The sequence below is a fragment of the Rhodococcus sp. SG20037 genome, assembly GCF_031763325.1.
GTDB lineage: Bacteria > Actinomycetota > Actinomycetes > Mycobacteriales > Mycobacteriaceae > Rhodococcus_F > Rhodococcus_F qingshengii.
In genome coordinates this window covers 4,453,838-4,477,302 of record NZ_CP134497.1, presented here as the reverse complement: position 1 = coordinate 4,477,302, position 23,465 = coordinate 4,453,838, and the positions used below count along the sequence as shown (strand labels likewise).

The 23,465-nt window shown below is 61.3% G+C and carries 28 protein-coding genes; 18 read left to right on the top strand and 10 right to left on the bottom strand.

Annotated elements, in window-relative coordinates:
- Positions 1 to 57: 57 nt before the first annotated feature.
- On the bottom strand, positions 58 to 900 hold the full coding sequence (locus tag RHP72_RS20360) for a PE-PPE domain-containing protein (protein ID WP_311093749.1): 843 nt from the start codon (positions 898 to 900) through the stop codon (positions 58 to 60).
- Positions 901 to 1,007: 107 nt separating this feature from the next.
- On the opposite strand from RHP72_RS20360, the gene RHP72_RS20355 reads away from it, so the two are divergent.
- The 7 genes from RHP72_RS20355 to RHP72_RS20325 all read left to right on the top strand — a co-directional run bounded on the left by RHP72_RS20355 (position 1,008) and on the right by RHP72_RS20325 (position 5,662).
- Positions 1,008 to 1,973, top strand: coding sequence for an L-lactate dehydrogenase (locus tag RHP72_RS20355; protein WP_058037407.1), 966 nt, complete (start codon positions 1,008 to 1,010; stop codon positions 1,971 to 1,973).
- A gap of 40 nt (positions 1,974 to 2,013) precedes the next feature.
- A complete protein-coding gene (locus RHP72_RS20350; protein WP_003945275.1) occupies positions 2,014 to 2,400 on the top strand; it encodes a phage holin family protein in 387 nt (128 codons plus the stop codon).
- On the top strand, positions 2,397 to 2,762 hold the full coding sequence (locus RHP72_RS20345; RefSeq protein WP_311093748.1) for a VOC family protein: 366 nt from the start codon (positions 2,397 to 2,399) through the stop codon (positions 2,760 to 2,762). Before RHP72_RS20350 ends, RHP72_RS20345 begins: the two co-directional genes overlap by 4 nt.
- 75 nt (positions 2,763 to 2,837) lie before the next feature.
- Positions 2,838 to 3,314, top strand: coding sequence for an SRPBCC family protein (locus RHP72_RS20340; protein ID WP_003945238.1), 477 nt, complete (start codon positions 2,838 to 2,840; stop codon positions 3,312 to 3,314).
- Positions 3,315 to 3,346: 32 nt separating this feature from the next.
- Entirely contained in the window at positions 3,347 to 4,675 is a 1,329-nt protein-coding gene (locus RHP72_RS20335) for a WS/DGAT domain-containing protein (protein ID WP_030536239.1), read from the top strand.
- Between the two features lie 20 nt (positions 4,676 to 4,695).
- Positions 4,696 to 5,259: a mismatch-specific DNA-glycosylase gene (locus tag RHP72_RS20330; RefSeq protein WP_003945221.1), complete on the top strand. Its 564-nt coding sequence runs from the start codon at positions 4,696 to 4,698 to the stop codon at positions 5,257 to 5,259.
- 52 nt (positions 5,260 to 5,311) lie between these two features.
- Positions 5,312 to 5,662 (top strand): hypothetical protein, encoded by a 351-nt coding sequence (locus tag RHP72_RS20325; RefSeq protein WP_003945214.1) that lies wholly within the window; start codon positions 5,312 to 5,314, stop codon positions 5,660 to 5,662.
- 60 nt (positions 5,663 to 5,722) lie between these two features.
- Here RHP72_RS20325 and RHP72_RS20320 read toward each other — a convergent pair whose 3' ends face one another.
- Complete coding sequence (locus tag RHP72_RS20320; RefSeq protein ID WP_007726313.1) at positions 5,723 to 7,420, bottom strand: fumarate hydratase; 1,698 nt, start codon at positions 7,418 to 7,420, stop codon at positions 5,723 to 5,725.
- 114 nt (positions 7,421 to 7,534) lie between these two features.
- Positions 7,535 to 8,656 carry a winged helix DNA-binding domain-containing protein gene (locus tag RHP72_RS20315; RefSeq protein ID WP_311093747.1) on the bottom strand — a complete coding sequence of 374 codons (1,122 nt, stop codon included), beginning with the start codon at positions 8,654 to 8,656 and terminating at the stop codon, positions 7,535 to 7,537.
- Positions 8,657 to 8,927: 271 nt separating this feature from the next.
- Between RHP72_RS20315 and RHP72_RS20310 the strand changes: the two genes are divergently transcribed.
- From RHP72_RS20310 to RHP72_RS20275, 8 genes are all read left to right on the top strand, one after another.
- Positions 8,928 to 9,053, top strand: a complete 126-nt coding sequence (locus RHP72_RS20310; RefSeq protein ID WP_257898927.1) for a hypothetical protein — start codon at positions 8,928 to 8,930, stop codon at positions 9,051 to 9,053.
- A 331-nt stretch (positions 9,054 to 9,384) separates the two neighbouring features.
- Complete coding sequence (locus RHP72_RS20305) at positions 9,385 to 10,389, top strand: alpha/beta hydrolase family protein (protein ID WP_311093746.1); 1,005 nt, start codon at positions 9,385 to 9,387, stop codon at positions 10,387 to 10,389.
- A 50-nt stretch (positions 10,390 to 10,439) separates the two neighbouring features.
- Entirely contained in the window at positions 10,440 to 11,372 is a 933-nt protein-coding gene (locus RHP72_RS20300; protein WP_311093745.1) for an alpha/beta hydrolase family protein, read from the top strand.
- Between the two features lie 85 nt (positions 11,373 to 11,457).
- On the top strand, positions 11,458 to 11,937 hold the full coding sequence (locus RHP72_RS20295; RefSeq protein ID WP_003945229.1) for a VOC family protein: 480 nt from the start codon (positions 11,458 to 11,460) through the stop codon (positions 11,935 to 11,937).
- A gap of 110 nt (positions 11,938 to 12,047) precedes the next feature.
- Positions 12,048 to 13,010, top strand: coding sequence for an iron-siderophore ABC transporter substrate-binding protein (locus tag RHP72_RS20290; protein ID WP_225320101.1), 963 nt, complete (start codon positions 12,048 to 12,050; stop codon positions 13,008 to 13,010).
- 153 nt (positions 13,011 to 13,163) lie between these two features.
- Positions 13,164 to 13,862 (top strand): CPBP family intramembrane glutamic endopeptidase, encoded by a 699-nt coding sequence (locus RHP72_RS20285; protein WP_051720844.1) that lies wholly within the window; start codon positions 13,164 to 13,166, stop codon positions 13,860 to 13,862.
- Between the two features lie 69 nt (positions 13,863 to 13,931).
- On the top strand, positions 13,932 to 15,332 hold the full coding sequence (locus RHP72_RS20280) for an amidohydrolase family protein (RefSeq protein ID WP_003945240.1): 1,401 nt from the start codon (positions 13,932 to 13,934) through the stop codon (positions 15,330 to 15,332).
- Position 15,333: 1 nt separating this feature from the next.
- Complete coding sequence (locus RHP72_RS20275) at positions 15,334 to 16,275, top strand: antibiotic biosynthesis monooxygenase (protein ID WP_007726302.1); 942 nt, start codon at positions 15,334 to 15,336, stop codon at positions 16,273 to 16,275.
- On the opposite strand, the gene RHP72_RS20270 is transcribed toward RHP72_RS20275, so the two are convergent.
- Positions 16,263 to 16,493, bottom strand: coding sequence for a PLD nuclease N-terminal domain-containing protein (locus tag RHP72_RS20270; protein WP_007726301.1), 231 nt, complete (start codon positions 16,491 to 16,493; stop codon positions 16,263 to 16,265). The genes RHP72_RS20275 and RHP72_RS20270 overlap by 13 nt on opposite strands.
- An 876-nt stretch (positions 16,494 to 17,369) precedes the next feature.
- Between RHP72_RS20270 and RHP72_RS20265 the strand changes: the two genes are divergently transcribed.
- Positions 17,370 to 18,152: a DUF1906 domain-containing protein gene (locus tag RHP72_RS20265; protein WP_030536231.1), complete on the top strand. Its 783-nt coding sequence runs from the start codon at positions 17,370 to 17,372 to the stop codon at positions 18,150 to 18,152.
- On the opposite strand, the gene RHP72_RS20260 is transcribed toward RHP72_RS20265, so the two are convergent.
- Together RHP72_RS20260 and RHP72_RS20255 are read right to left on the bottom strand one after the other, a co-directional pair.
- Positions 18,139 to 18,639 carry a nuclear transport factor 2 family protein gene (locus RHP72_RS20260; RefSeq protein WP_007726289.1) on the bottom strand — a complete coding sequence of 167 codons (501 nt, stop codon included), beginning with the start codon at positions 18,637 to 18,639 and terminating at the stop codon, positions 18,139 to 18,141. The genes RHP72_RS20265 and RHP72_RS20260 overlap by 14 nt on opposite strands.
- 235 nt (positions 18,640 to 18,874) lie before the next feature.
- Entirely contained in the window at positions 18,875 to 20,305 is a 1,431-nt protein-coding gene (locus RHP72_RS20255) for an MFS transporter (RefSeq protein WP_311093744.1), read from the bottom strand.
- A gap of 85 nt (positions 20,306 to 20,390) precedes the next feature.
- Between RHP72_RS20255 and RHP72_RS20250 the strand changes: the two genes are divergently transcribed.
- Positions 20,391 to 20,849 (top strand): MarR family winged helix-turn-helix transcriptional regulator, encoded by a 459-nt coding sequence (locus tag RHP72_RS20250; protein WP_003945257.1) that lies wholly within the window; start codon positions 20,391 to 20,393, stop codon positions 20,847 to 20,849.
- Here the strand turns inward: RHP72_RS20250 and RHP72_RS20245 are convergent.
- The 3 genes from RHP72_RS20245 to RHP72_RS20235 form a co-directional block, all read right to left on the bottom strand.
- Positions 20,840 to 21,238: a hypothetical protein gene (locus RHP72_RS20245; RefSeq protein WP_042448789.1), complete on the bottom strand. Its 399-nt coding sequence runs from the start codon at positions 21,236 to 21,238 to the stop codon at positions 20,840 to 20,842. The two genes, RHP72_RS20250 and RHP72_RS20245, sit on opposite strands and share 10 nt — an antisense overlap.
- 78 nt (positions 21,239 to 21,316) lie before the next feature.
- Positions 21,317 to 22,060 carry a hypothetical protein gene (locus tag RHP72_RS20240; RefSeq protein ID WP_003945233.1) on the bottom strand — a complete coding sequence of 248 codons (744 nt, stop codon included), beginning with the start codon at positions 22,058 to 22,060 and terminating at the stop codon, positions 21,317 to 21,319.
- A gap of 271 nt (positions 22,061 to 22,331) precedes the next feature.
- Positions 22,332 to 22,634 (bottom strand): 4a-hydroxytetrahydrobiopterin dehydratase, encoded by a 303-nt coding sequence (locus RHP72_RS20235; RefSeq protein WP_003945236.1) that lies wholly within the window; start codon positions 22,632 to 22,634, stop codon positions 22,332 to 22,334.
- Positions 22,635 to 22,650: 16 nt separating this feature from the next.
- On the opposite strand from RHP72_RS20235, the gene RHP72_RS20230 reads away from it, so the two are divergent.
- A complete protein-coding gene (locus tag RHP72_RS20230) occupies positions 22,651 to 23,076 on the top strand; it encodes a (deoxy)nucleoside triphosphate pyrophosphohydrolase (RefSeq protein WP_007726279.1) in 426 nt (141 codons plus the stop codon).
- On the opposite strand, the gene RHP72_RS20225 is transcribed toward RHP72_RS20230, so the two are convergent.
- Positions 23,054 to 23,230 carry a hypothetical protein gene (locus RHP72_RS20225; RefSeq protein ID WP_003945207.1) on the bottom strand — a complete coding sequence of 59 codons (177 nt, stop codon included), beginning with the start codon at positions 23,228 to 23,230 and terminating at the stop codon, positions 23,054 to 23,056. The genes RHP72_RS20230 and RHP72_RS20225 overlap by 23 nt on opposite strands.
- Between the last annotated feature and the right edge of the window lie 235 nt (positions 23,231 to 23,465).

The window sequence follows — 23,465 nt, the reverse complement described above, 5'->3', positions numbered from 1 at the left end:
GAACGTAGAGGCGTCGAATGGCTCGCCGGGGTTCGTTAGGTAAACTAACGGTAAAGGTCAGGCCGCGTGAATGTGCTGCCCGACGCCGCTCGCGTGGACCTTCATCCACGACGCCAGAAGCTCACACCCGGTCAGTCCGCTCTCGTCGAGAGGTTCGATCGCGTAGCTGATGTGTCTACCGCCGCGAGGGTTCTTGAGCTGAAATCGGTTCAGGTTCAACTTCGTCGGCAGGTAACCAAGCACTTCGAGGAACGCGGTGCGAATGCGTCGTAGATCGGTACGCCACTGTTTGGGACTGAAACGAGTCTTCTGCGCATTCTGGAAAGCATTGCTACGAAGTAGTTCCCAAACCTTTCCTGCCCACACGCGTGCCTGCGAGAAGGACATCCAGCGCGTCAAGTCTGCGATGTCGCGAATGTAGCTGTCGTCGCTGGCATTACAGATCATGTCCTGCGGGTGCCCGATCCACTTGACCGGAATCCACGGCTGGATATCGGGTCCGTCGCCGGCAACTCCGTGTCCCTCACAACCTTCGATCATGCCTGCCGGTTGTTGAGGATCGGAGATCAGTCCGACTCCGATGATGTTGGCGCGGTTCAGCGTCGGAAGAGCCGAGCGGATCACGGTGCATCCCTGTGAGTATCCGATCAGCATGACCGGGCCGTCTGTCTGTGCGATTTCGGCGGTGAGGGCTTTCACACCCATCGCGGTGCTGTGCCGAAAGCTCAGGCCGCCGTCGGCGACCGGACCGTACGATGCGGGATAAGCGACCCAGCGAGAATCGAATCGACTGTCGAGTTCGTCGGTGACGGCACTGAGGAGTCCGCGCACACGGGCGCCGTGGTCGCCGACGTGGGATTCGCCGGTGCCGCCAACTGCAAGAACGGTTACCTCAGCCATGTCAGCGATCATCCACGTCGATTCTGAGAGGTCTGCATCCAAACCCTGAGAAGAGACTGGCAATCCGTTGTACTGCGAAATCGTTATCGAGCGAGCACCATTTACCCATGACGACGCCGAATCGTTCATCCAGACGAAAAGTGTCCGTTGTCGGTGCGGGAAGTGTCGGCACCGCAATTGCGTATGCGTGCCTGATACGCGGATCGGCCGACGCGCTCGCCCTCTACGACACCAACAGCGCAAAGGTCCGGGCCGAAGTTCTCGATCTCAACCACGGCACCCAGTTCACACCGCCGTGCACTGTCGACGGAGGCGATGACATCTCGGTCACCGCGGGATCCGACTTGGTCGTCGTCACCGCGGGCGCCAAACAGCATCCCGGTCAGTCGCGGCTCGAACTTGCCGCGGTGAACGTCAAGATCGCGCAGACACTGACCGAACAACTGTTGGCGGTGTCACCGGACGCGGTCCTTCTCTTCGTCACCAACCCGGTCGACGTGGCGACCTACGCAGCGATCCAGGCCGCGGGACCGTCGTACCGCGGCCGAATTTTCGGATCTGGGACCGTGCTGGACACGGCCCGATTGCGATTCCTGCTGGCTACCGAACTCGGAGTCGCGGTGGAGAACGTTCATGCCTTCATCGTGGGCGAGCACGGGGATTCCGAGATTCCGCTCTGGTCGAGCGCAACCATCGGCGGATTGCCGGCAACCTCGTTCGTGGGACCGTCGGGTGGCGTCCTCGGCCCCGACCTACGCGCGAAAGTAGCGAAGTCTGTAGTCGAGAGTGCTTACGAGATCATCGAGGGTAAGGGCGCGACCAACCTCGCCATCGGATTGTCGAGCGCATTCATCGCGGAAGTCGTGTTGCGGGACGAACAACGGGTTCTGCCGGTGTCGACTTTGCAGAGCGGCGTCCACGGACTCGAGCACGTTTGCCTGTCCCTTCCCACGATGGTTGGTCGTGCTGGTGCCGGCCGAGTCCTCGAAGTGCCGCTATCGGAAAAGGAGGCTTCGGGGCTCCGATCTTCTGCCCGGACATTGCGAGAGGTGCAGGAATCTCTGGGATTGTGAATATCTGTTCTCCTTGATATCCGACATATAGGATCAACAAATGATCAGCTTCCTGATTCGCGCCGCGATCTTCCTGGGTTCTGCCGCTGTCGGGCTTCTAGTTGCGTCGTTGATTCTTTCGGGCTTCTCGGCGCCCACATCCGGATTCATCGTTGCGGTCGTGATCTTTGCGATTGCGCAGTCGGTCCTGGCGCCGTTCATCGCCACGGTGGCAAAGCGCCATGCACCGGCATTTCTCGGCGGAATCGGATTGGTGTCGACATTTGTCGCGCTGTTGGTGGCGTCGCTCTTCTCCAATCTGTCGATCTCCGGTGTCTCGACGTGGATTCTGGGAACCGTCGTCGTGTGGCTGGTAACCGCCGTTGCGACGCTGGTTCTTCCGTTGTTGTTCGTGCGTAAGAAAGTTCAGGAGAAGAAGGCACAGTGACGCGCCCGAACATCGGTATGGACTACACAGTCCTGGACTGCCCGGATCCGGCCGCATTGGCCAGCTTCTACGTCCAGGTCCTCGAGTGGAAAAGTGTTCGCGACGAGGATGATTGGCACGTGATCGAAGGACCCGGCGGGGAACGGCTCGCGTTTCAGCTCGCTCCGGATTTCGTTCCGGTGGACTGGCCGACCTCCGGTGTCGGGATCCATCTGGATCTGTTCGTGGATTCTCTCGACCCCGCCGAGGTTTGGGTGACGAACCTTGGAGCGCAGCGGGTGACCGACATTCCGGAGCATCAGACTTTCCGCGTGTACCGCGACCCGGTCGGTCACTATTTCTGCCTGTGCCTGCGGGACTGAGTGTCGACTCGCTCCGATCTCGTCGACTGTGGATAATTCCGAACACTTGTCACGCCCGAGAATTGGAGATCGACGATGGCTTCGCAGAATTCCGACGAATTCCTGGTAGAACGTACGACGATCGTCAAGGCAGAAGCACCGGTCGTCTTCGCGTTGATCAACGATTTCCATCAGTGGACTCAGTGGTCGCCGTGGGAAGGTCTCGACCCGGCGATGCAGCGTACGTACGCGGGTCCTGACGCGGGCGTCGGGGCTTCGTACGCCTGGGCGGGAAACAAGAAGGCGGGCTCCGGTTCGATGGTGATCACCGAATCCGTCCCGAATGAACGAGTAGTTTTGGACCTGGCCTTCCTCAAGCCGTTCAAGGCGCAGAACGTCACCACGTTTCTCATCTCGCCGAATTCCGGTGAAGTTCAGGTGACGTGGAAGATGACCGGAAAGAAGAATCTGTTCTTCAAGATCTTCGGTTTCATCTTCAGCATGGACAAGCTTGTCGGAAAGGATTTCGAGAAGGGCCTGTCCCAGCTGAAAGCTGCTGCAGAAAAGAGCTGACAAGCCGGTGGTACCGTCTCCCGGTGTTACGGATGACGCCCACCGATGCCCAAACCTTCTGGATTTCGGAGAAGATCCCGAACGATCAGCTGCTGCTCTACTGTTTCGACGGGCAGAGCCAGCACATGGACGAGCTACGACGCTCGGTGGTCGAAAGAGCGTCGCTCATTCCGGATCTCAATGTTCGGATTCGTGAATCACCGTGGCACCTCGACTATCCGGTGTGGGAGCCCATGCCGGTCGACGCCTCCTTGGTGAGAGTGCATGAGCTGCCCGAAAACTCGTGGCTCTCGTGCATTCACGGAATCGAGAAACTACTCGAGAACCACGTCGACCCGCGCGAGTCCCCGTGGACGCTGCACCTGTTTCACGGCGTCACCGGCGTGCCGCGCTGCAGTGGCCCGGCGCTGATCGCAGTTCTGCAGGTCGCTCATTCTCTGGCGGACGGCAAACGCGCGTCAGCGATTGCTCGCCAGCTGTTCTCGCCGCAACCGCCCGCGAAGCAGAAGACGGACGTGCGGCGTAGCGGATCAGCCGAGATTCTGGGCCGCGCCGCCCTGCGCCTTCCGGGCCAACTTGTTTCGCTGTTCCGCGACGGCCGGGCGGGGCACCGCGCGCAGTTACAGCTGCAGGCGGACACCGAATCGGGAGTTGTTGCGCCGCAAGCGGCGAGCCGTCCGAAGGTGCGCTCGAACATCCCTCCCGGACCGCACCGACTGGTGCGCATGGTCGTGCGGGACAGCGCAGATTTCCGTGGCGACGGCGTATCCGTCACAGTCGGAGCGATGACAGCCATCTCGGTAGCGATGGCGAACTACCTCACCGAGCGAGACGGCTCGGTACCGCCCGAATTGGGAGCTGAGGTGACCATCGCCAAGGCAGGTACACCCACGGCGCGCAATCACTTCCGCAATGCAGGTGTCGGGCTGTTCCCGGAAGTCGATGATCTTCGTGAGCGAGCCCAATTGATCAGGGAGTCGATGGACGAGCGTCGCGCACGTGCGTCCCATCCATCCAGCGCAGCGTCGGATCTCGCGCTGAACGCGGTTCCCGGCCCGCTGGTCCGTTGGGGCGTGCAGCAATACGATTTCACGGCAGTACCCGACGAGGTCACTGGAAACACCGTGGTGTCGAGTGTCGCGCGCGGTGACGCGGATCTGGTGCTCGGAGGCGGCGTCGTTCGGTTCACAGCGGGCTTCCCGAGTTTGTCGCCGGTCATGTCGTTGACCCACGGCGTACACGGGATCGGGGACACTGTGACGATCAGCATCACCAGCAGTCCGGCCTCGATTCCGGACATCGATGTGTACGAGCAGATGATGCACGACGCGATCGACGAGGTGCGCGAAGCGCTGTCGTGACGGCCTGATGTACTGGCTGCATGGGATTCACGCGCGCCGAACTGGAATCGTTCCGAGACGCCGAGATCGAGGATCTGATCGGGCCGGATTGCCGGCTGTTGTTCGTCGGTATCAATCCGGGACTGTGGACGGCGGCGACCGGCGCGCATTTCGCCAGACCGGGTAATCGGTTCTATCCGGCACTGCTGCGGGCAGGCATAATCGAGCATGCGATCGATCCTTCCGCGGGTATGTCGGACGCTGACACACAGCATCTGATCGATCGGGGAGTGGGCATCACCAATTTGGCGGTGCGGGCAACTGCGCGCGCCGATGAATTGACGTCGGAGGAACTCGCAACTGGCGGAGTTCGGGTCCGAAACATCGTGCGCGCAACCAATCCAGTAGTCGTTGCCTTCGCCGGGATCACCGCCTATCGAACAGCTTTCGGTGACAAGAAGGCGAAGGCCGGGCGTCAGGACCGTGATTTCGAGGGGGCAAAACTGTGGATCGTGCCCAATCCCAGTGGTCTCAACGCACACGAGACGGTGGACACCTTGGCAGCGAAATATCGTTCCGCCGCATCCGAAGCCGGAATTCTCTGAGAGAAGTCGCAGTTCCGTTCGGCCAGAACAAGGTACAAGTTAAAGTGCTTGTATGTCTGTTCTATACAACGTCTTTGTAGTGATTCACCTACTCGGCATGGCTGCCCTGGTCGGTAGCTACTTCACCGTCCTCAAGGCTCCTTCGATCACCGAGGTCATGGTGTGGGGTGCCAGGATGCAGTTCGTGTCCGGCCTGATCATCGTCGGGTTGGGCGAAGGCGCCCTGGACAAGAACTACATTCACGCGAAGATCGCTGTGAAGCTGGTGCTTTCGCTGGTCATCGTGGCGCTTGCCGAGATCACCCGGGCGAAGCAGAAGAAGGGCCAGCCCAATCCGAATCTGGTACACGTCGTCGGCGGGTTGTCGATCGTGACCGTATTCGTGGCCGCGCTCTGGACCTGACAAAGACACAAAAGAGCCCCGGCGATCGAAACTCGCCGGGGCTCTTTGCTGTTGACGTGTCTACAGACCCGGGCGCTTGCCGATCGTCAGGGTCACTTCACCGGTGTGCGCAAAGAAGTCGTTGCCCTTGTCGTCGACGACGATGAAGGCGGGGAAGTCCTCGACGTCGATCTTCCAGACGGCTTCCATTCCCAGTTCGGCGTACTCGAGGATGTCGACCTTCTTGATGCAGTCGAGCGCCAGGCGAGCGGCCGGTCCACCGATCGACCCGAGGTAGAAACCGCCGTGCGAGTTGCAGGCGTCGGTGACCTGCTTGGAGCGGTTTCCCTTGGCGAGCATGATCATCGAGCCACCGGCGGCCTGGAACTGCTCGACGTACGAGTCCATACGGCCGGCTGTGGTCGGGCCGAACGAACCCGACGCCATGCCGTCGGGCGTCTTGGCGGGGCCGGCGTAGTACACCGGGTGATCCTTGAGGTACTGCGGCATCTCTTCGCCTGCGTCGAGACGCTCTTTGATCTTGGCGTGCGCGATGTCGCGTGCCACGACGAGCGGACCGGTCAAGGAGAGACGAGTCTTCACCGGGTGCTTGGAAAGCTCGGCGAGGATCTCCGACATCGGCTTGGTCAGATCGATCTTGACCGCAGCACCCTTGCCGGTACCCGAAATGCCATCCGTCTCTTCGTCGAGCTGAGCGTCCGTGACCTCGGGCAAGAAACGGCCCGGGTTGAATTCGAGCTGTTCCAGGAACACGCCCTCCGGGGTGATCTTGGCCTTCGCCTGTCGATCTGCCGAGCAGGACACCGCAATGGCGACGGGCAACGAAGCGCCGTGGCGGGGGAGTCGGACGACGCGGACGTCGTGGCAGAAGTACTTGCCACCGAACTGTGCGCCGATGCCGATCTTCTGTGTCAGCTCGAAAACCTTCTTCTCGAGCTCGTGATCGCGGAAGCCGCGACCCGTGATGGCGCCTTCGGTGGGCAATTCGTCGAGATAGTGCGCCGACGCGTACTTCGCCGTCTTCATCGCGAACTCGGCCGAAGTACCGCCGACGACGATTGCAAGGTGGTAGGGCGGGCAGGCTGCGGTGCCGAGTGAGCGGATCTTCGCCTCGAGGAACTGCATCATCGAGTCGGGGTTCAGGATCGCTTTGGTTTCCTGGTACAGGTAGGACTTGTTGGCGCTTCCGCCGCCCTTGGCCATGAAGAGGAACTTGTACGAGTTCTCATGTCCGGCAGCAGTATCGGCGTACAGCTCGATCTGCGCGGGCAAGTTGTTGCCGGTGTTCTTCTCGTCCCACATCGTGATGGGGGCGTTCTGCGAGTAGCGCAGGTTCAGACGCGTGTAGGCGTCGTAGACACCGCGGGCAATGGACTTCTCGTCGTCGCCGGGGGTGAGCACATGCTGTCCACGCTTGCCCATGACGATGGCGGTTCCGGTGTCTTGGCACATCGGCAGAACGCCGGCAGCGGCGATATTGGCGTTCTTGAGCAGATCGAGCGCGACGAACTTGTCGTTGTTCGACGCTTCGGGATCGTCGAGGATGCTCGCGAGCTGCGTCAGGTGATCTGTGCGCAGGTAATGAGAGATGTCGTGCAGCGCCGTTTCGGTCAGCAAGCGCATCGCTTCCGGCTCGACCTGCAGGAAGGTGCGGCCGTCCGGTCCCTCGACTGTCGACACCCCTTCGGTGGTGAGCAATCGGTACTCGGTGGTGTCATCACCGATCGGCAACAGGTCCTCATAGAGGAAGTCGGCCATCATCTCTCCTGAACAAGGGTGCGTGCGAAGGTCGCATTCAGGTTATCGTTGGGGGTTTCCTTCTCCGAATCGGGGCGGGTGTGAGCTGGAATTATCCGGATGCCACTGGCTCGATCAAGATACTTCGACCAGTTCGGAGAGCTCGACGCCGCGAAATTCGGCAAGTATTTCGGCCTGCTCGGCCACTGCTGCGCGGGCCGATCGAGACCACGTTCCCCACGGGGTGATCGCGACCTTCAGCTTCTTTCCGGATGCTCGTGGTCGCCACAATCCGGTGATCGTGCCACCGACCACCACCGTGCCCGGTCGCCCGAGGGTCGGCCACACCGTCTTCTGGGCGGTCGGATCGGGAACCAGGGTCTCCCGATCCTTGAGCTGTACATACGGATCGAAAGGCCCGAGCAAGCGCGTACTCGAATCGGTGGGGGAGCCGAACAAGTCTTCGCGGTCCTGTTCGAGAATCCACCGCTTCTCGCCGTTCACCTCGATCTCCTCGGCATCGACTGGCCAGTGGGCTTTGACATCCCTGACCGGAGCATCGAGAAACGACGCGACGTGAGCAGGAGTCGCGGGGCCGTAGAACCGCAGATAACCCCGGATCACGTCGAAGCGGGAATCTGCGTCTGCGCCCGTGGCGCTGAATGGGCGTCGGCGCCAACCCGGAATGCGTTCGAGCACTGGGGGAGATGTGTCCGGCTGTAGCTCGAGGCCTGCCTGGAGTGCCGCGAGCCGGAACGGCATCTCGTACAGATGAGTGGCATTGCACGGGCGGCAGAATCTCAGATAGGGCTCGGTCACTCGGTTGGTCAATTGCGCGGACATCTCGCCCTTGACGGTTGGTTTCGAGATGATGTCCCGCATCGCTGCAGCAATTGTTTGCAGGGAGGTCATCGTCGGGATGCCGGCGGCCTTCAGTGGCCGATTCGCGTCGTAAATGCGTTTGGCTGCATCGGCTTCGCTGAACGGCGACGTGGCGACGGCGATGGCAGGCAGGTCGCCCCGACGGTAATAGTGGGGAGCTCCGCGCAACGTCCAGGCAAGAGCGAGCTCAGTGGCGTCGCCGCGGATGCCGCGGATCCGCAGGGCCCAGGCGGCTCCGTCAGGTCCGGTGTTCTGAATCCCGAGATCGAGAATGCTGCAATCGCTGTGATCGGCGTCACCGACAACCGCTCGGTCGAGTTGATGGCGGTGCCACCGGAAATTAGCTACCTGCGTGAGTGAGGTTGCGCTAGACATGATTTCAGTTTACTGGTGGGTAACCGCAGGATTTAGGGCGGTTGATCAATGCGGCGACAGAATTGGTCAAATTCGACCGATTCGCCGGAATTTTTTCAGTAGCAGACCTTATTAGTCGAAATAATGACCCCATTGTCGGAATCCTTTGCCAACTGGTCGTTCGTATGATTACTGTTACCCACGTCACGGATACATTACAGATGTGATGCAGCTGTCACAGCACTGTCGGGTGCTTTTGGCAGCTGACCTCTGACCTCTCAAGGAGATTCACATGGGTTCGATGGAATCGATTCTCGCCGCTGCCCTCGGCGGCTTGGGCTCGTTGTTTGCTGCTGACGGTCTTCTCGAAACTTTCATGGGTTCGGTTGAGACCAACCTCGGTAGCTTCGGCGGCTAAAAGTCTGGCCTCTCAGGGGTCTGCAGTCATCTGCTTCAGCTTGGCGTACAAAGCGCCCACCAACATAGGAGTTCACATGGGTTCGCTCGACATCATCAAGATTCTGACCACGGGTTCGAGTGCGATTGGCACCGAGATCGTCAACCTGTTGACTTCGCTCAGCGGAGGAACCCCTCCGGCCTGATCGGAGGGCTATAGGTTCCGAAAGGCTCACGCACTCGGTGCGTGAGCCTTTCCGTGTCGACCGGATCGAGTTTTTCCGATCACGTCGGGTTTGCCTGTTTCAGGCGGTACCGTTCGAAAGGTTCCGCTGCGGAAGAGAGTGACCCGGATGATCGAGACTCGTGCGTTACGAAGGGTTTTCCGTGTCTTCGTGGCGTTGGCCACGTCAGTGTGTGGGTTCCAGCTCCTCACAGCACCGGGTCACGCGCAGTCGGCGGACAGCAGGCTGGTCGACATCTCGGTGTACTCACCGTCGATGGGGCGCGACATTCCGTTGCAGGTCTTGCGGCCGGCTGATACTTCGACGCCTGCTCCGACGCTCTACCTACTCAACGGAGTAGACGGAGGAAAAGACGACGCGACGTGGTCGGTGCGGACCGACGCACCGAAGTTCTTCGCGGACAAGCACGTCAACGTGGTCACCCCTCTCGGTGGAGCATTCAGCTATTACACCGATTGGGAGCGGCCGGACCCCGGCCTCGCGAAATCCGGCAACAACAACGGGGTCAACATGTGGACCACGTTCCTGACGGAAGAACTACCGCCAGTCATTGATTCGACATTCGGGACGACCGGCGAGAACGCACTGGCAGGCCTGTCGATGGCAGGCACGTCGGTACTGGATCTGGCTATGGCGGCGCCCGCGCTGTACAACAGTGTCGGGTCCTTCAGCGGGTGCGCGATGACGAGTCCGGGCATCGGGCAGGACTTCGTGAAACTCGTGGTTGCCGTCGGTGGGGGTGACGCGGAAAACATGTGGGGTCCGTACGACGGCCCGGGTTGGCCGGCTCACGATCCGGTTGTCAACGCGGACAAGCTACCTCGAATCCCGATGTACATCACAACCGCAACCGGAATTCCGGGTCCGTACGACACACTTGCCGATCCGCGGATCGACAACGACGTCACAGATTTGGCGTTGCAGCTTGTTCTCGGTGGCGGAATCGAGGCGGCAACTCACTACTGCACCACCCAGCTTGCGGACAGGACGAACGCATTGGGTATGAACAACATTCGCTACAACTTCAAGCCGGCAGGAACGCATTCATGGGGATACTGGGAAGACGACTTACACGACTCGTGGCCGATGATCGCCGCGTCGCTCGGCGTGTGAGGCCCCAACGAGCAAGTCTTCGAAGCGTCGTTCTCGTAGGCGCGCTCGCCTTGATTTCAGTACTGGCGCCGCCTTCGACCGCGCTCGCCGACGAGACTCCGCAGATAACGAGTGTCACCGAACTGTCTTCGCGCTTGGTGCTTCTCGACGTCGCGAGTCCCGCCATGGGGCGCACCATGGCGGTGAAAGTGCTGCTTCCTGCCGACCGCTCGGAACCGCGCGGGACGCTGTATCTCCTGGACGGCAATTCCGGGCAGATCGAAGAGAACAACTGGTTGGCCCCGGCTAACGGCGATATCGTCCCGTTCTTTGCCGACAAGAATGTGAACGTCGTACTCCCCATCGGTGGAACCGGCACCATGTACACCGATTGGCAGGAAGACCACCCGAAATTCGGTCGTCTGAAGTGGGAGACATTCCTGACAAAAGAGCTTCCCCCACTGATCGACACGAGGTTCGCCACCAACGGGCACAACGCAATCGGCGGGATCTCGATGGGTGCAGAAGCCGCGCTGATCCTGGCCCAACGCTCGGCCGGGTTGTACGACGTGGTCGCGGGCTACAGCGGCTGCTACACAACCGTCGGAGGATTCGGCAAGGCGTTGACCGATCTTGTGGTGATCAACGGAAATGCCCGTTCGGAGCAGATGTGGGGTCCGGCCGGCAGTGAGGCTTGGCAAGAGCACGACATTTTCGCCAATGCCGACAAGCTGCGCGGCACCAAGGTGTATCTCGCCTCGGGATCGGGACTACCAGGTCCGCACGAAACTCTCGATACTCCTGCCCTGGGCCGGGTATTGGTCGTCGGCGGGGTCATGGAACTGGGATCGAACCTGTGCACCAACCAGATCACTCAGGTGTTGCGTGATCGCGGAGTCGATGTCACCCGCAGCGCTCAACCGGTGGGGACGCACGGTTGGCCGTACTGGCGCGACGAACTCGTTCGCTCCTGGCCGATGCTTGACTCTGCGTTGTCGGCTTGAGTAATTCCTTGCGATGAGTTTCCGGTTCGGGCCGGGTCTATAACCCTGTACACCTGTTTCGTAACCTCTCCGACAAGGACAGAACATGCCTTCCATCACTCCCTGTTTGTGGTTCGACAACCAAGCAGAAGAAGCAGCCAACTTCTACATCTCGGTGTTCGGTTCCGGGCAGATCCTGGGAATCGAAAGATACGTCGAGGGATCGCCTTCCGGAATGCCGGCGGGATCGGTGATGACCGTCAGCTTCGAGCTCGACGGTCAGCGATTCACCGGATTGAACGGCGGACCGATGTTCACGTTCTCGGAAGCAGTGTCTTTCGAGATTCCGTGCGTCGATCAGGCTGAGGTCGATCATTACTGGTCCAGGCTGACCGAGGGTGGGGAAGAGGGCCCGTGCGGATGGGCCAAGGACAAGTTCGGATTGTCCTGGCAGGTAGTCCCGAATCGCCTTCTCGAACTGATGAAGGATCCGGATCGGGCCAAGGCGCAACGCGCCACGGACGCGATGATGAAGATGAAGAAGATCGATATCGCGGAGCTCGAACGGGCCGCAGACGCGTCCTGAACACGATCTGGCCGATGGGCGACAGCCTTCGTTAGCTGATGCTAGCCTTCCCTAATTCTCGCTGGAGCGTTGGAGGAGTGCTGGTAACCATGCGAATCAAAGTCTCTCGAATGAAGATTGCAGTCACCGCCTTGGCCGCCTCGCTCGCCGTCGCCGGACTTGCCGGCTGCAGCAGCGACAGCGCTGACGCACCCGCGGAGGCGGGAGCAACCGTCTCGACCATGTTCGGCGACGTCGAGGTCCCGGCCAACCCGGAGCGCGTCGTCGCGCTCGGTTGGTCGGATGCCGAGACGGCACTCGCTCTGGGCACTCAACCAGTGGGCGTCGCGGACTGGATGGCGTTCGGCGGCAAGGGCGTCGGACCGTGGATTGCGGACGAGTTCACCACCGACCCGAAGATCCTCGGAACGATGGACTTGAGCGTCGAAGACGTCATCGCGCTCGAACCGGACCTCATTCTGTGGACGCGAAGCGACAACACGCAGGCCACCTACGACAAGCTCAGTGCCATCGCACCGACGGTCGGGCCGCCGCCGGGTCTCGCCACGGCCTACGGGACGACGGTCGAGCAGCAGACCGAACTCGTCGCCAAGGCACTCGGCAAAGAATCGGAAGGCAAGGCGCTACTCGACGGCCTCGACGCCAAGTTCGAGGCCGCGATTGCCGCCAATCCGAACTTCGCGGGCAAGACCGCGGCGGTCGGCGCCTACAGTTCCGACGGCTACGGCGCCTACGTACCCGGCGACGCACGCGCAGACTTCATGACCCGCCTCGGCTTCACGATCCCGACGGCGATCACCGAAAAAGCCACCGGAAACTTCTACATCCCGGTCGCCAACGAGAACCTGAACCTGTTCGACGCGGATCTCACGGTGCTGTTTCCGATCTTCCTCGACAGCAGTGCGTTTGCGAACGATCCGCTACTGCGCGCAATCCCGTCGGCTCAGGAGGGACATCTGTTGATCCTCGATGACCCGGCACTCGTCAATGCGTTCTCGAGTGGCTCGGTACCGGGGTTGACCTACGCAATCGACAACGCCGTTCCGAAGTTTGCGAGCACGCTCGGCGCCTGATCAGAGCTGTTTCGGGACCTGCCCGTCACTGTGAGCGTGTTCGCAAACAGTGGCGGGCAGTTCTCGTGCGCCGGTACACTGGACAAAGTGAACTTTCAGCTAACGAGCGGCGGCCCAGTGGAGATCGAAGCGACCGCTCCTCGTTTTCCGCGGATGCATGCATACGTGGATATCGCTGTTGTGATCGTGGTGCTGGTGGGAACCAATCTGATCGCGCATTTCACCACCGCCTGGGCAAGCATCGCGACGGTACCCATCTCTGCTCTCGTCCTGTTGGCGCTCACCAAGCGCCGGGGAATGGGTTGGGCGGAATTGGGGCTGTCCCCTCGCGATCTCCGACGGGGTTCGAAGTACGCCCTTGCCGCCGTCGGCCTGGTCCTGACCGTTGTCGCCGTCGGCGCGTTGCTTCCGCTCACACGCCCCTTCTTCATGGCGGATCGCTACGCCACAATTTCCGGCGCGATCGTCGCGTCGATGATCGTGATCCCGCTGCAGACCGTCATTCCCGAAGAGTTGGCTTTCCGTGGCGTCCTGCACGGCACGTTGAACCGGGTCAGTGGATTCCGCGGCGTCGCCGCTGCCGGTTCTCTGATGTTCGGACTGTGGCACATCGCGTCTTCGATGGGTTTGACCAGTGGTAACGAAGGGCTGTCCGGCTTTCTCGGTACCGGAGTCGTCGGCCAGGTCGCCGGCATCCTCGGAGCTGTTCTCGCCACCGCTGCGGCCGGTCTCGTATTCACCTGGCTTCGTCATCGCAGCGGCAGCCTCATTGCGCCGATTGCTCTGCATTGGTCGTTGAACGGTGCAGGTGCGCTGGCTGCGGCTCTTGTTTGGCATGCAACTCTTGCTTGATCCCAATATCTGACAAAAAGGACAGCATTCGCCGCGCGGCGCCGGGTAGTTTTGTGCTTTGCTCAGTAAGTGACGCACCTTCATCGAGGCCATGTCTTCCACATCTCCGGTCGTCCGACGGTAGAGGATGCGGCGCAGTCGCTCGTCTCGATCCCCGACGGCGTCTTGGCGATCGACGATGCCGGAACGATCGTCTACTGCGGAGAATTCGAATCGCTCCCCGGAGACCTCGCGGGCGGCGAAATTCACGACCACCGACCGGGTTTCCTGCTGCCCGGATTCGTCGATGCACACATTCATTTCCCGCAGACCTACGCCGGCGACGCCTACGGCGGCGGCCAACTCCTTGAGTGGCTCGACCTGTGCGTCTTTCCCTCCGAATCGAGATTCGCTGATCCGGAATTCGCCCAGCACGCTGCCGAGGCCTTCTGCGCTCGCCGAATCGCCACGGGAACCACGGCCGCGATGGTGTTCGGATCGGCCTTCCCGCACGCGCAGGACGCCCTGTTCTCGGAAACTCTGGAACGCGGCCTTCGAGTGGTCAGCGGACGCGGGATTCAGACCACCGGCCCGGCCTCCGCCGCTGCACTGATCACCTCGGAAGAGGACGCGATCAGACTCACCCGCGAGGAGATCGACAAGTGGCACGCGGCCGACACCGGCGACGTGAACACTGCGCTCATTCACGTCGCAGTGGTTCCCCGCTTCTCTCTCGCGGTGACAACACGGACGCTGAAGGACTTGGGGGAGTTGTACGACTCCGTCCGTGACCGGGGCGTCTACTTCCACAGTCATCTCAACGAGAACAATCGGCCCGGAACCGGCGAGGTGGCGACCACACTCGCCGAGTACGAGGTCGAGACCTATCTCGACACGTACGACGGCAAGTTCCTCCCCGGCTCACAGGTCGGCGGAAAGAGCTTCCTGGGTCCACGCGCGATACTCGCGCACTCGGTGCACTGCCAGGACTCCGAACTCGCACGAATGGCCGAGACCGGAACCTCGATCGCACATTGCCCTACTTCCCAGCAGTTTCTCGGCTCCGGCACCATGCCGTGGAAACGAACCGTTGCGTCAGGGGTCAACATCGCGATCGGATCGGACTTCGGTGGCGGCGACGAGTGCCTGCTCACCCGAGTCCTCGGCGACGCCTTCAAGGTTCACATCTCCGAAGCCGGCGACGACGGAGTGTCGATGCACCCTGCCGAACTGCTGTTCACCGGAACACTCGCCGGTGCTCGCGCGCTGGACATGGAGAACCGGATCGGCAACTTCGACGAGGGCAAAGAGGCCGACTTCCTGGTGATCGATCCGTCCGGGTGGCCGCCGCTCGCCGGGCTCGTCAACTACGGAACGCGTTCGGATGATCCGATACTCGCCCGCGACCAGACGCTCTTCGGGCTCCTGATGGCGATGCGCGAGCCCGCGATTGCGCACGTGTACGTGCAAGGGCGCCGGATATCGGGCTGACGTGTCCGCAACTGCCATCACCGGGTACCACCGAACGAGTTCGGGATTCCGGGCGTGGGTCGAGCGTGCGGCCGAGACCGCCGGTCGATTCGACGGCTACCTGAGCTGTGGCATCAGTGATCAACCGGAACCGGTGTCGCACGGCGTGTCCGTCACTTTCGACAGTGCCGACGATCTTCATCGTTGGCTGGAGTCGACTGATCGCCGCGATCTCGAAAGATCAGCTGCTGCAACGGGAATTCTGGCGCAGACGAGTGATCTCGTTCTGATCGACGGCGTGCTGCCGCCGCCCGGTATCGGTGTGTACGACCACGCCGTCGTCGTGGGTAAGGAGAACGAGTTTCTGCGAACGCAACGACACCTCATCGATCTCAGTTCGCGATTCTCCGGCTACGAGTCGGTGATGTTGTTGCGGTCGGTCACCGACTCCACCCAGTGGAAGTCCGTCCTTCGGTTTCGGACAGAGCAGCAGTTGGCGGTGTGGATGGCGTCGCCCGAGAGGGCCGCAGCACTACCGAAACTGCGGGCCGAGTTGGCCGAGGACTTCACCGAGACCACGCGGTCGACACCGTTCGGCACCATTCTGCGTACGGAGAACGGGCAGACTCGCGCGACGCCGAATTGGAAGACGGCGATGATCATCCTGCTCGTCCTCTATCCGACGGTGATGACGCTGTCGAGGTTTCTCGGGCCGTTGCTCGACGGGATCGGAGCGCCGCCGTGGCTGTCGATGTGGTTGAGCCAGATAGTCAGCGTCGGCGCCATGACGTGGTTCCTGATGCCGACGGTCACGAGATGGTTCCGTCATTGGCTGGACCCGGTCGACGGCGCCGTTCCCCGCACCAACTGGCGCGGCGTCGCGGCGGTAATTGCGGTGTACGCAGTGACTCTGACGCTCTTCGCGTCGGTGAAGTGGCTGCAGTTCTGGGACTACTTCGACTGAATCCGGCCTCGGCGGAAGTAGGTGAGTGGCCCGAAGAAGTTGACGAAGATGATCGCCGCCCACTTCTTCTTGCTGCCGTTGACCGTATTGGCAGGGCGTCGCGCCAGGTCTGTCCACGCGGCGATCGCCAACAGGGACTGAATCGTTGCGAGCACGGCGACGACGCGGCGTTGCGCGGGTGACAGCTCACTCCAGGACTTCTTCTTTGTGAGGTTCATGAACTCCACTGTGCCCTCGAACGTCCAATCGGTGTCGAGATCCGGTTGTTATCGGTGCCGGGAGTTCCTCAAATCAGTGTGAATAGCGTCACCATGATGACCGATAGGTATGGTCCCGCGGGCCGTCGGGCCGGTCGTTTTCGGCGTAAAGATCTCGCTAACTCGAACTGTGGCTGAATGTTTGCGCCCGCACTAAGCTCGCGTGGCTACATTGCCGCGGGGGATTTGGCCAATCTGCTGGTACGCCCTCTATCGGGAGCAACACCCATCCTGTTAAGTAAGGCTTGCCAATCTTGTGGTCGGCCTACAGGTTTGATGCTGCTCGGTAGCTGCTATCGGGAATGATGTTCGGAATACGTCAATAAATCGTCCTTAGGTGACAGTTTGATCACTGCCGGTGGGTGTTACCTGTGTGTATGTCCGCGCCCCGAAGGGGTCGAAATGTAACGTCCCGGACACATTTGGTGTCGCGGAAGTAACGGAAGGCCTCTACTCTTATCGCCAGCAGCCACTCACGTGGCGGCAATCCTCTGGACCGTATCTTCGACAGGAGCACATCGCATGAGCAGCGCAGAATTCTCGGATGCCTTCACCTTCCTCAACGACTTCTTCAGCAACGCGTCTGATCTCTTCAGCGCTCTGAGCTTCTTCACCTCGCTCAGCTGATAGCTTCCGGCCGCTAGGCCGACTCAGTGGCCCCCGAAGGCGATGCCTTCGGGGGCCACTGTTGTCTGTCAGGCGTCCAATTTGGTGACAATGTGAGCATTGTTGACCAAGTGCATGGCGGGGTTGATGTGACTGTGGTGGAATGCGAGCGAAAGAAGATAGCTTGCCTGCCCGCCACTTCGAGCGGGACACGCCGATGATCGGAGCTTTGTGCACGTCTCGCGAAGAAACCTCTTCAAGTACGCAGCGGCTGGATCGGCGGCTGCCGGACTCGCTGCATTGAGCGGTACGACGTCGGTGGCCAATGCCGGTTCGCTCGGGACCCTGCTCGATTACGCCGCCGGTGTGCCGTCCGCTCAGGCGATAAAGGCCGCCGGGTATGCGGGCGCCATTCGATACGTCTCGGACAGGCGCCCGGGCGCCGATTGGATGGTCGGCAAGCCCGTACTGGCGCGGGAAACCGACGCGTTGACCGCGGCCGGACTTCAAGTCGTTTCTTGCTATCAATTCGGCAAGGGCGGAACGGCGGACTGGCGCGGGGCCCGCGAAGCGGGCAAGCGTCATGCTGCCCGTGGCCTCGAACTACATGCGGCGGCTGGTGGGCCGTCCGGTCGGCCGATCTACGCGTCGATCGACGACAACCCGACCACTACTGAAATCACTACGCTGATCACGCCGTACCTCGAGGGGTGGGCCTCGGTTGTCGGCAACGGAGCGCTCGGCGTCTACGGAAACACTCGCGTGATCGACGCAATGATCAGTGCCGGCGTCGGAACCTGGTTCTGGCAGCACAACTGGGGCTCGCCCGCAGGGTATGTGCACCCGCGGGCAAACCTGCATCAGTTCGAGATCGACAAGCGCAAGGTCGACGGCGTCGGCGTGGATCTGAACTCGATCCTCACTCGGGACTACGGGCAGTGGTCGTTGGCCGGTGCGGTCGGTCCGGCCCAGCCGGTCGGATCCTCGTTGCCGACAGGATCTATCGCACCATAGCGCCGAATTTGGCGAGCCAGGCCTTGGCGTCGTCGGGGAGGGTGCCCGCCGCTTCCGCGGCGAGGCACCATGCTTTTGCCATCGACAGGAAGTTCATCGGGTTGTAGGCGTCTTCTTCGCGAGACCACAGTCCGTTGCCGGCGTAGTGCAGGATCGTGATGTTGGCGGCTCCGTGCTTGGATCCGTCACCCGGATCCTCCATCGGGTTGTCGATCTCGCACACGATCCATCCGCGCTGCTCGTCGACCACGAACCAGTTGGCCGGGAATTCGGTCATGCGGTGCCCCGGGAACTCCGTCATCGTGCGAGTAACCCACTTGCGTACGGCCTCTCGGCCATTGAGGGTGCCGAAAGCGTGTTCCACGTAGACGACGTCCTCGGTGAACATGTCCGCGAAGGCGTTCCAATCGCCGGAACGAGTGCACTCGACAACGGTGTTCTGGTAACCCGCGAAGGCGTCTTCGAGTTCGGTGCGTGTCCAGGTCATGAAAGGCTCCTCGGGTAGTCGTCGCCTCAAATTAGAACACGTTGCAGAATTGATTGTCGGCGATTCGATGGAGAAGAGTTCTGCGGTACCGTCGTTGTCGGGTCGGGGACCCGTTATGTGAGAGGGCACCACGTGGATATCATCATCAATTTCATCTACACACTTCTGTCGAAGTTGCAGACGGGCAGCATCGAAGGCTCTTCGGAGAAGTGAGTCCTCCGCCGGGTTGATTCCCTTACGAGACTTTCTGTTTGGGAATCAACCCGGCGAACACCATCGTCACGACGGCGGCGGCGATGGAGATCAGGAACGTGGCACGAAACGCCTCGAACGAGGGGATCACTGCGGTGCCGACGGTGATGGTCATTCCGGCCAGGACGACGCTCACGATCGCGGCAGACGTCGACGTGCCGATCGATCGCATCAGTGAGTTCAGTCCGTTCGCGGCTGCAGATTCCGTGATGGGGACTGCGCCCATGATCAAGGCCGGCATGGCCGAGTACGAGAGCCCGACGCCCGCTCCGATGAACATTCCGGCCACGGCGACCTGCCAGACGCTCGACACCGTGAAATATGCGAAGGCGTAACCCAATCCGATGACGAGGGCGCCGAGCATAAACGTGATTCGCGGGCCGCGCCAAGCCGAAATTCGAGCGGAGACGGGCGAGAGCGCCATCATGACGAGTCCGCCGGGGGCCAGTGCGAGCCCCGCTGCAACCATGGACAGTCCGAGTCCGTAACCGGTGGACGTCGGTGCCATGAGCAGTTGGGGGAGCGTCAGGGAATTGCCGTACATGGCAAAACCGACGGCGATCGACGCGAAGTTGGTGAAGAGAACTTGCGGCCGGGCCGATACGCGGAGGTCCACCAGCGGTGCGTTGCGTCGAAGTTCCCACCATCCCCACACCAGGAAGCTGAGCGCGGAAACCGCAAGGAGCCCCAGGGTTTTCGCGTCGCCCCATCCCCAGGTTCCGCCCTTGGTGATGGGGAGTAACAGGGTGATCAGACCAACGGTGAGGCCGAGCGCACCGACGAAGTCGAAACGTCCCGGGCGTCGTACGGTCGATTCGGGAATGACGAACGCAACCAGTGCGATGCAGATCAGCCCGAACGCTGCCGATGTGACGAAGAGGAAGTGCCAGTTGGCATTCTGGGCGATCACCGCGGCGATCGGCAGTCCGATCGCACCGCCGACGCCGAGGGTGGCGCTCATGACCGCCATCGCGCCGGCCACTTTCTTCGGTGGAAGAACGTCACGAATGATGGCTATGCCCAATGGAATTGCCCCGACCGATGCTCCTTGAAGTGCACGGCCGACAACGAGCACGATCAGTGAAGGTGCGATCGCGCAGATGGCCGAGCCCAGAACGACCATCGCGAGACTGACCAGCAGCATTCGTTTCTTGCCGAACATGTCGCCGAGGCGCCCGCTGATCGGCGTGATCACCGCGGCGGCGAGGAGTGTTGCGGTGACCGCCCACGAGGTGTCGGCGGGAGTGGAGTTCAACAGGTGCGGCAATTGCGGAATGATGGGGACTACCAGCGTCTGCATCAAGGCGACGACGATTCCGCACAGTCCTAGAACGGTGAGCACTGGACCCGAGGATGCGTAGTTCGTGTCGGGGATTTTCTCGTCGACATTGGACGACCCTGCGTGAACGGACATGCGGCTCCCGCCATGGCGTGTTCTGATTGGTGCGTTCGCCCCAGTGTGCACGCTACACATCGTGTGTAGTCTGCACAATATGAGGATGGACCGGGACCCTGATCTGGTGAATATCGAGTACGAGTTGACTCTGCTCTCGCGTTACCACGCGCTCGCACAACGGGCCGAACTTCATCTGGACCGGTCGGCGTATCTACTGCTCGGTCGACTGGAATTGCAACATCCCATGAGCCTCAAGGAACTCTCCTGCGCTTTCTCGCTCGACATCTCCACCATCAACCGGCAGATCGGCGCGCTGAGGCGTCAGGGCTTGGTGGAGCGAGTGGAGGATCCGGACGGAGGGCTCGCGCGAAAGGTCCGGCCGACGGCGCAGGGGCTGTCGAAACTTCGTGCTGATCGCGAACATTCGACAGCCGGTGTCGAAAAGGTCCTCCGCGAGTGGACGCCGGAGCAGCGTCTCGCGCTCGGTGACCTACTGCGGCAATTCAATACCTCGGTCGAAGCGCTGGAAGGCCGCGAATGGCCGCGACCGAATCAGGTCTGAGAGTGCGAGACGGATCGTAGTGAGCGGTCCGGATCGCTCGAATCCGATTCCGGCGCAATGACAACAAGTTTCGGGTGCTCTTCGGGGGCTGCATGATTTCCACGCCAGGAGAGCAGTGACCAACGTGAGAGACCGGACAGCGCGGACCCGAGACTGGCGAACGAGCCCGAACTCAGGACCGACGCCGTAGACCCGATGCTTCCGATCGAAAGAAAAGAGCCGACGCTACCGATCGACAGGATCGAGTACGCCGATCCGATCGAGAGAATGGACCCCTCGGATCGGATGGACAGTATCGATCGCGTCGACTTGTGTGACCGTATCGACTGGTCTGGGCCGGATTTCTTCTCTGGACGACCGTGCGTGATGTCCACTCGTAGATGTCCCATCTATCGGGTCTATCACGGTGATCGGAGATGTAAAAGGGACCCACCGAAATTCGGTGGGTCCCTTTCACAAGACTTCGATCAAGCTACCGCGAACATGCCCACGGTCGGAAGGAAGCTGCAGGTGATGCGATCTGCGCCTTCCGGCTGGGTGGTCAGCGAACCGCTGATCACCGAGAGAACGCGTCCGGGGCCGGTATCGGCGATAGCCGACAGAGTGGCTGGGCCGTCCGGGTTGATGCGTGCGGCGTTGGTCAAGTTCTGGGTGGCGCTGCGCTGGTTGTCGATGTTGACCCAGGTGACGGTCATCGGCACCGGCTGGTCGTCGACGGCGGGAGCCGTACCGAGAGCGGTGAAGACGAATCCGGCCTGACCGGCAGCGGGACCGGGAGGAGGCAGGTGAGCCGGGCCGGGAACGGCAAGTGCAGTTCCGACCGAATCGGCGGTGGCCGAGATGCAGCCCTTGCCAAGCGTCGGGTAGAGGAACTGCGCGATGACGGGGGCGTTCTCGTCCGGGATCGCCGGTCCGCCGCCGCCGCTGCCGTCGAGGAAGGTGATGACCTTCTCGAGGGTGGCCTTGATCTCGGGCGGAATGCCGGGGGAGTTCAGGATCGCGCGAGCCTGGTCGAGCAACGCTTGCTGCGGTCCGCCTGCAACATCGGCCGGACCTGCGGCGGCGCCGATGATGGCGGGCGCAAACGATGCGAGGAACTCGATCGGCACACTTTCGGGTGCGGGCGGTGCTGCCGGATCGGCCATTGCCTGTGCCGGCAATGCCAGTCCTGCTACTGCGGCAATAGCGACGGCGGTGAACGCCTTTCGCATACCTCGGGTTCGAAGCACTGTTTCCCCATCCTTAGTCATACCGCGCGGGCGCCTAGGCGAGCTCCGCGTTTGACGGCTCGAGGGGTCACTCTATGTACAGAGCCCCCGGGTTGTACAGCTGTTCAGTTGCTGAGCAGCTACGCACCGGGGGGAGTCTATGGCATGACCGGCCTCGATCGTGATTTACGGCGACCATACCTGTGACTGAAGTGATCTATGTGAAAGTTGATGCAACTGTTACGTCAGATTGCGAGGTTTGTTCACTCGAAGATCAGTCGAAACGGACCGAATCGTCGACGAGTACGTCAATTCGACGGGCAAGGTCGAAGTCCAGTTCCGTGAGACCGCCCGCCGAGTGTGTCGAAAGCGTGTACGTGACCTTTCGCCAGCGAACGTCGATGTCGGGATGATGATCCGCGGCCTCGGCGACTGCCGCGATGCGTTGAAGAAGCGCGATGGCGTCCGGGAATGTCGCGGAGTCGACCGTGCGAGTGATCGACCCTGGCGACAGTTGCCAGGCGGGCAGTTCGTCGAGAGCGTTTTGGATCGCGGAGTCGGACAACAAAGTGGCCATACTCCATCATGGTGCGATGAGTGATGCACCTGCAAGGGATCGGGAAGTTGTCGCCGGTGCGATCTTCCGCGAGGGAAGGCTGCTCCTCGCGCAGCGGACGAGTCCGCCGGCTTTGGCCGGTCGTTGGGAGCTGCCGGGCGGGAAGGTCGAAGAATTCGAATCGCCACAGAACGCGTTGGCGCGGGAGCTGCTCGAGGAACTGGCGGTCGAGGTGAGATGCGGCGCCAGAATCGGTGTCGACGTGCCACTGTCGCCGGGGTTGGTCCTGCGGGCCTACCGGGCGGAGTTGGTGTCGGGAGAACCGGTCGCGCTCGACCATGCTCAATTGACATGGGTCGACGCCGAAGAACTGTTGTCGATGGATCTGGTGGACAACGATCGAGCCTGGATCCCCGAGTTACTCGCGGAATTGAGCGCGCTTACGCCGCACGAGCCTTCTTGAGACCCGCTTTCAGTTCCTTCTTGGATGCGCCCTCGTTCTCGAGCTTCTTCATCCGCATGATGACGACGGGACACTTGATGCACCGCGTCTTCTTGCGGCAGCACTTCTTCTTCGGCTTGAGCTGCGAGACCTTGCTTGCCTTGACTTTTCCCATGTGACGCTGCGGCTTTCCTGTTTCACTACGGCGGAGAGCCCGCTCTTGGAACGAGGTTAGCGTACCCTTAAATGACCTGTTTCTCCAGGTCGTAATCCTACGCGCATCGGCGTGGTGCAGATCACTATTCGCTGGTGGGGGCGGTGATAGAGGCCGCACAATGCAGGAGTATCAGCCCGGAGCGAGTAGTATTTACTAGGCCGCGGTGCCTTCTCAGGCGATTCGTGCCCTGATT

Bases quoted from the DNA above. Each gene is read 5' to 3' on its own strand.
- RHP72_RS20320 (WP_007726313.1), bottom strand. From the start codon at position 7,420: ATGGCCGACTTCCTCTATGAGGACCTGTTGCCGATCGGTGATGACACC.
- RHP72_RS20350 (WP_003945275.1), top strand. From the start codon at position 2,014: ATGATCAGCTTCCTGATTCGCGCCGCGATCTTCCTGGGTTCTGCCGCT.
- RHP72_RS20335 (WP_030536239.1), top strand. From the start codon at position 3,347: ATGACGCCCACCGATGCCCAAACCTTCTGGATTTCGGAGAAGATCCCG.
- RHP72_RS20355 (WP_058037407.1), top strand. From the start codon at position 1,008: ATGACGACGCCGAATCGTTCATCCAGACGAAAAGTGTCCGTTGTCGGT.
- RHP72_RS20330 (WP_003945221.1), top strand. From the start codon at position 4,696: ATGGGATTCACGCGCGCCGAACTGGAATCGTTCCGAGACGCCGAGATC.
- RHP72_RS20325 (WP_003945214.1), top strand. From the start codon at position 5,312: ATGTCTGTTCTATACAACGTCTTTGTAGTGATTCACCTACTCGGCATG.
- RHP72_RS20290 (WP_225320101.1), top strand. From the start codon at position 12,048: ATGAAGATTGCAGTCACCGCCTTGGCCGCCTCGCTCGCCGTCGCCGGA.
- RHP72_RS20245 (WP_042448789.1), bottom strand. From the start codon at position 21,238: ATGGGACATCTACGAGTGGACATCACGCACGGTCGTCCAGAGAAGAAA.
- RHP72_RS20360 (WP_311093749.1), bottom strand. From the start codon at position 900: ATGGCTGAGGTAACCGTTCTTGCAGTTGGCGGCACCGGCGAATCCCAC.
- RHP72_RS20225 (WP_003945207.1), bottom strand. From the start codon at position 23,230: ATGGGAAAAGTCAAGGCAAGCAAGGTCTCGCAGCTCAAGCCGAAGAAG.
- RHP72_RS20310 (WP_257898927.1), top strand. From the start codon at position 8,928: ATGGGTTCGATGGAATCGATTCTCGCCGCTGCCCTCGGCGGCTTGGGC.
- RHP72_RS20235 (WP_003945236.1), bottom strand. From the start codon at position 22,634: ATGGCCACTTTGTTGTCCGACTCCGCGATCCAAAACGCTCTCGACGAA.
- RHP72_RS20270 (WP_007726301.1), bottom strand. From the start codon at position 16,493: ATGAACCTCACAAAGAAGAAGTCCTGGAGTGAGCTGTCACCCGCGCAA.
- RHP72_RS20260 (WP_007726289.1), bottom strand. From the start codon at position 18,639: ATGACCTGGACACGCACCGAACTCGAAGACGCCTTCGCGGGTTACCAG.
- RHP72_RS20250 (WP_003945257.1), top strand. From the start codon at position 20,391: ATGGACCGGGACCCTGATCTGGTGAATATCGAGTACGAGTTGACTCTG.
- RHP72_RS20240 (WP_003945233.1), bottom strand. From the start codon at position 22,060: ATGCGAAAGGCGTTCACCGCCGTCGCTATTGCCGCAGTAGCAGGACTG.
- RHP72_RS20255 (WP_311093744.1), bottom strand. From the start codon at position 20,305: ATGTCCGTTCACGCAGGGTCGTCCAATGTCGACGAGAAAATCCCCGAC.
- RHP72_RS20315 (WP_311093747.1), bottom strand. From the start codon at position 8,656: ATGTCTAGCGCAACCTCACTCACGCAGGTAGCTAATTTCCGGTGGCAC.
- RHP72_RS20230 (WP_007726279.1), top strand. From the start codon at position 22,651: ATGAGTGATGCACCTGCAAGGGATCGGGAAGTTGTCGCCGGTGCGATC.
- RHP72_RS20305 (WP_311093746.1), top strand. From the start codon at position 9,385: ATGATCGAGACTCGTGCGTTACGAAGGGTTTTCCGTGTCTTCGTGGCG.
- RHP72_RS20340 (WP_003945238.1), top strand. From the start codon at position 2,838: ATGGCTTCGCAGAATTCCGACGAATTCCTGGTAGAACGTACGACGATC.
- RHP72_RS20285 (WP_051720844.1), top strand. From the start codon at position 13,164: ATGCATGCATACGTGGATATCGCTGTTGTGATCGTGGTGCTGGTGGGA.
- RHP72_RS20295 (WP_003945229.1), top strand. From the start codon at position 11,458: ATGCCTTCCATCACTCCCTGTTTGTGGTTCGACAACCAAGCAGAAGAA.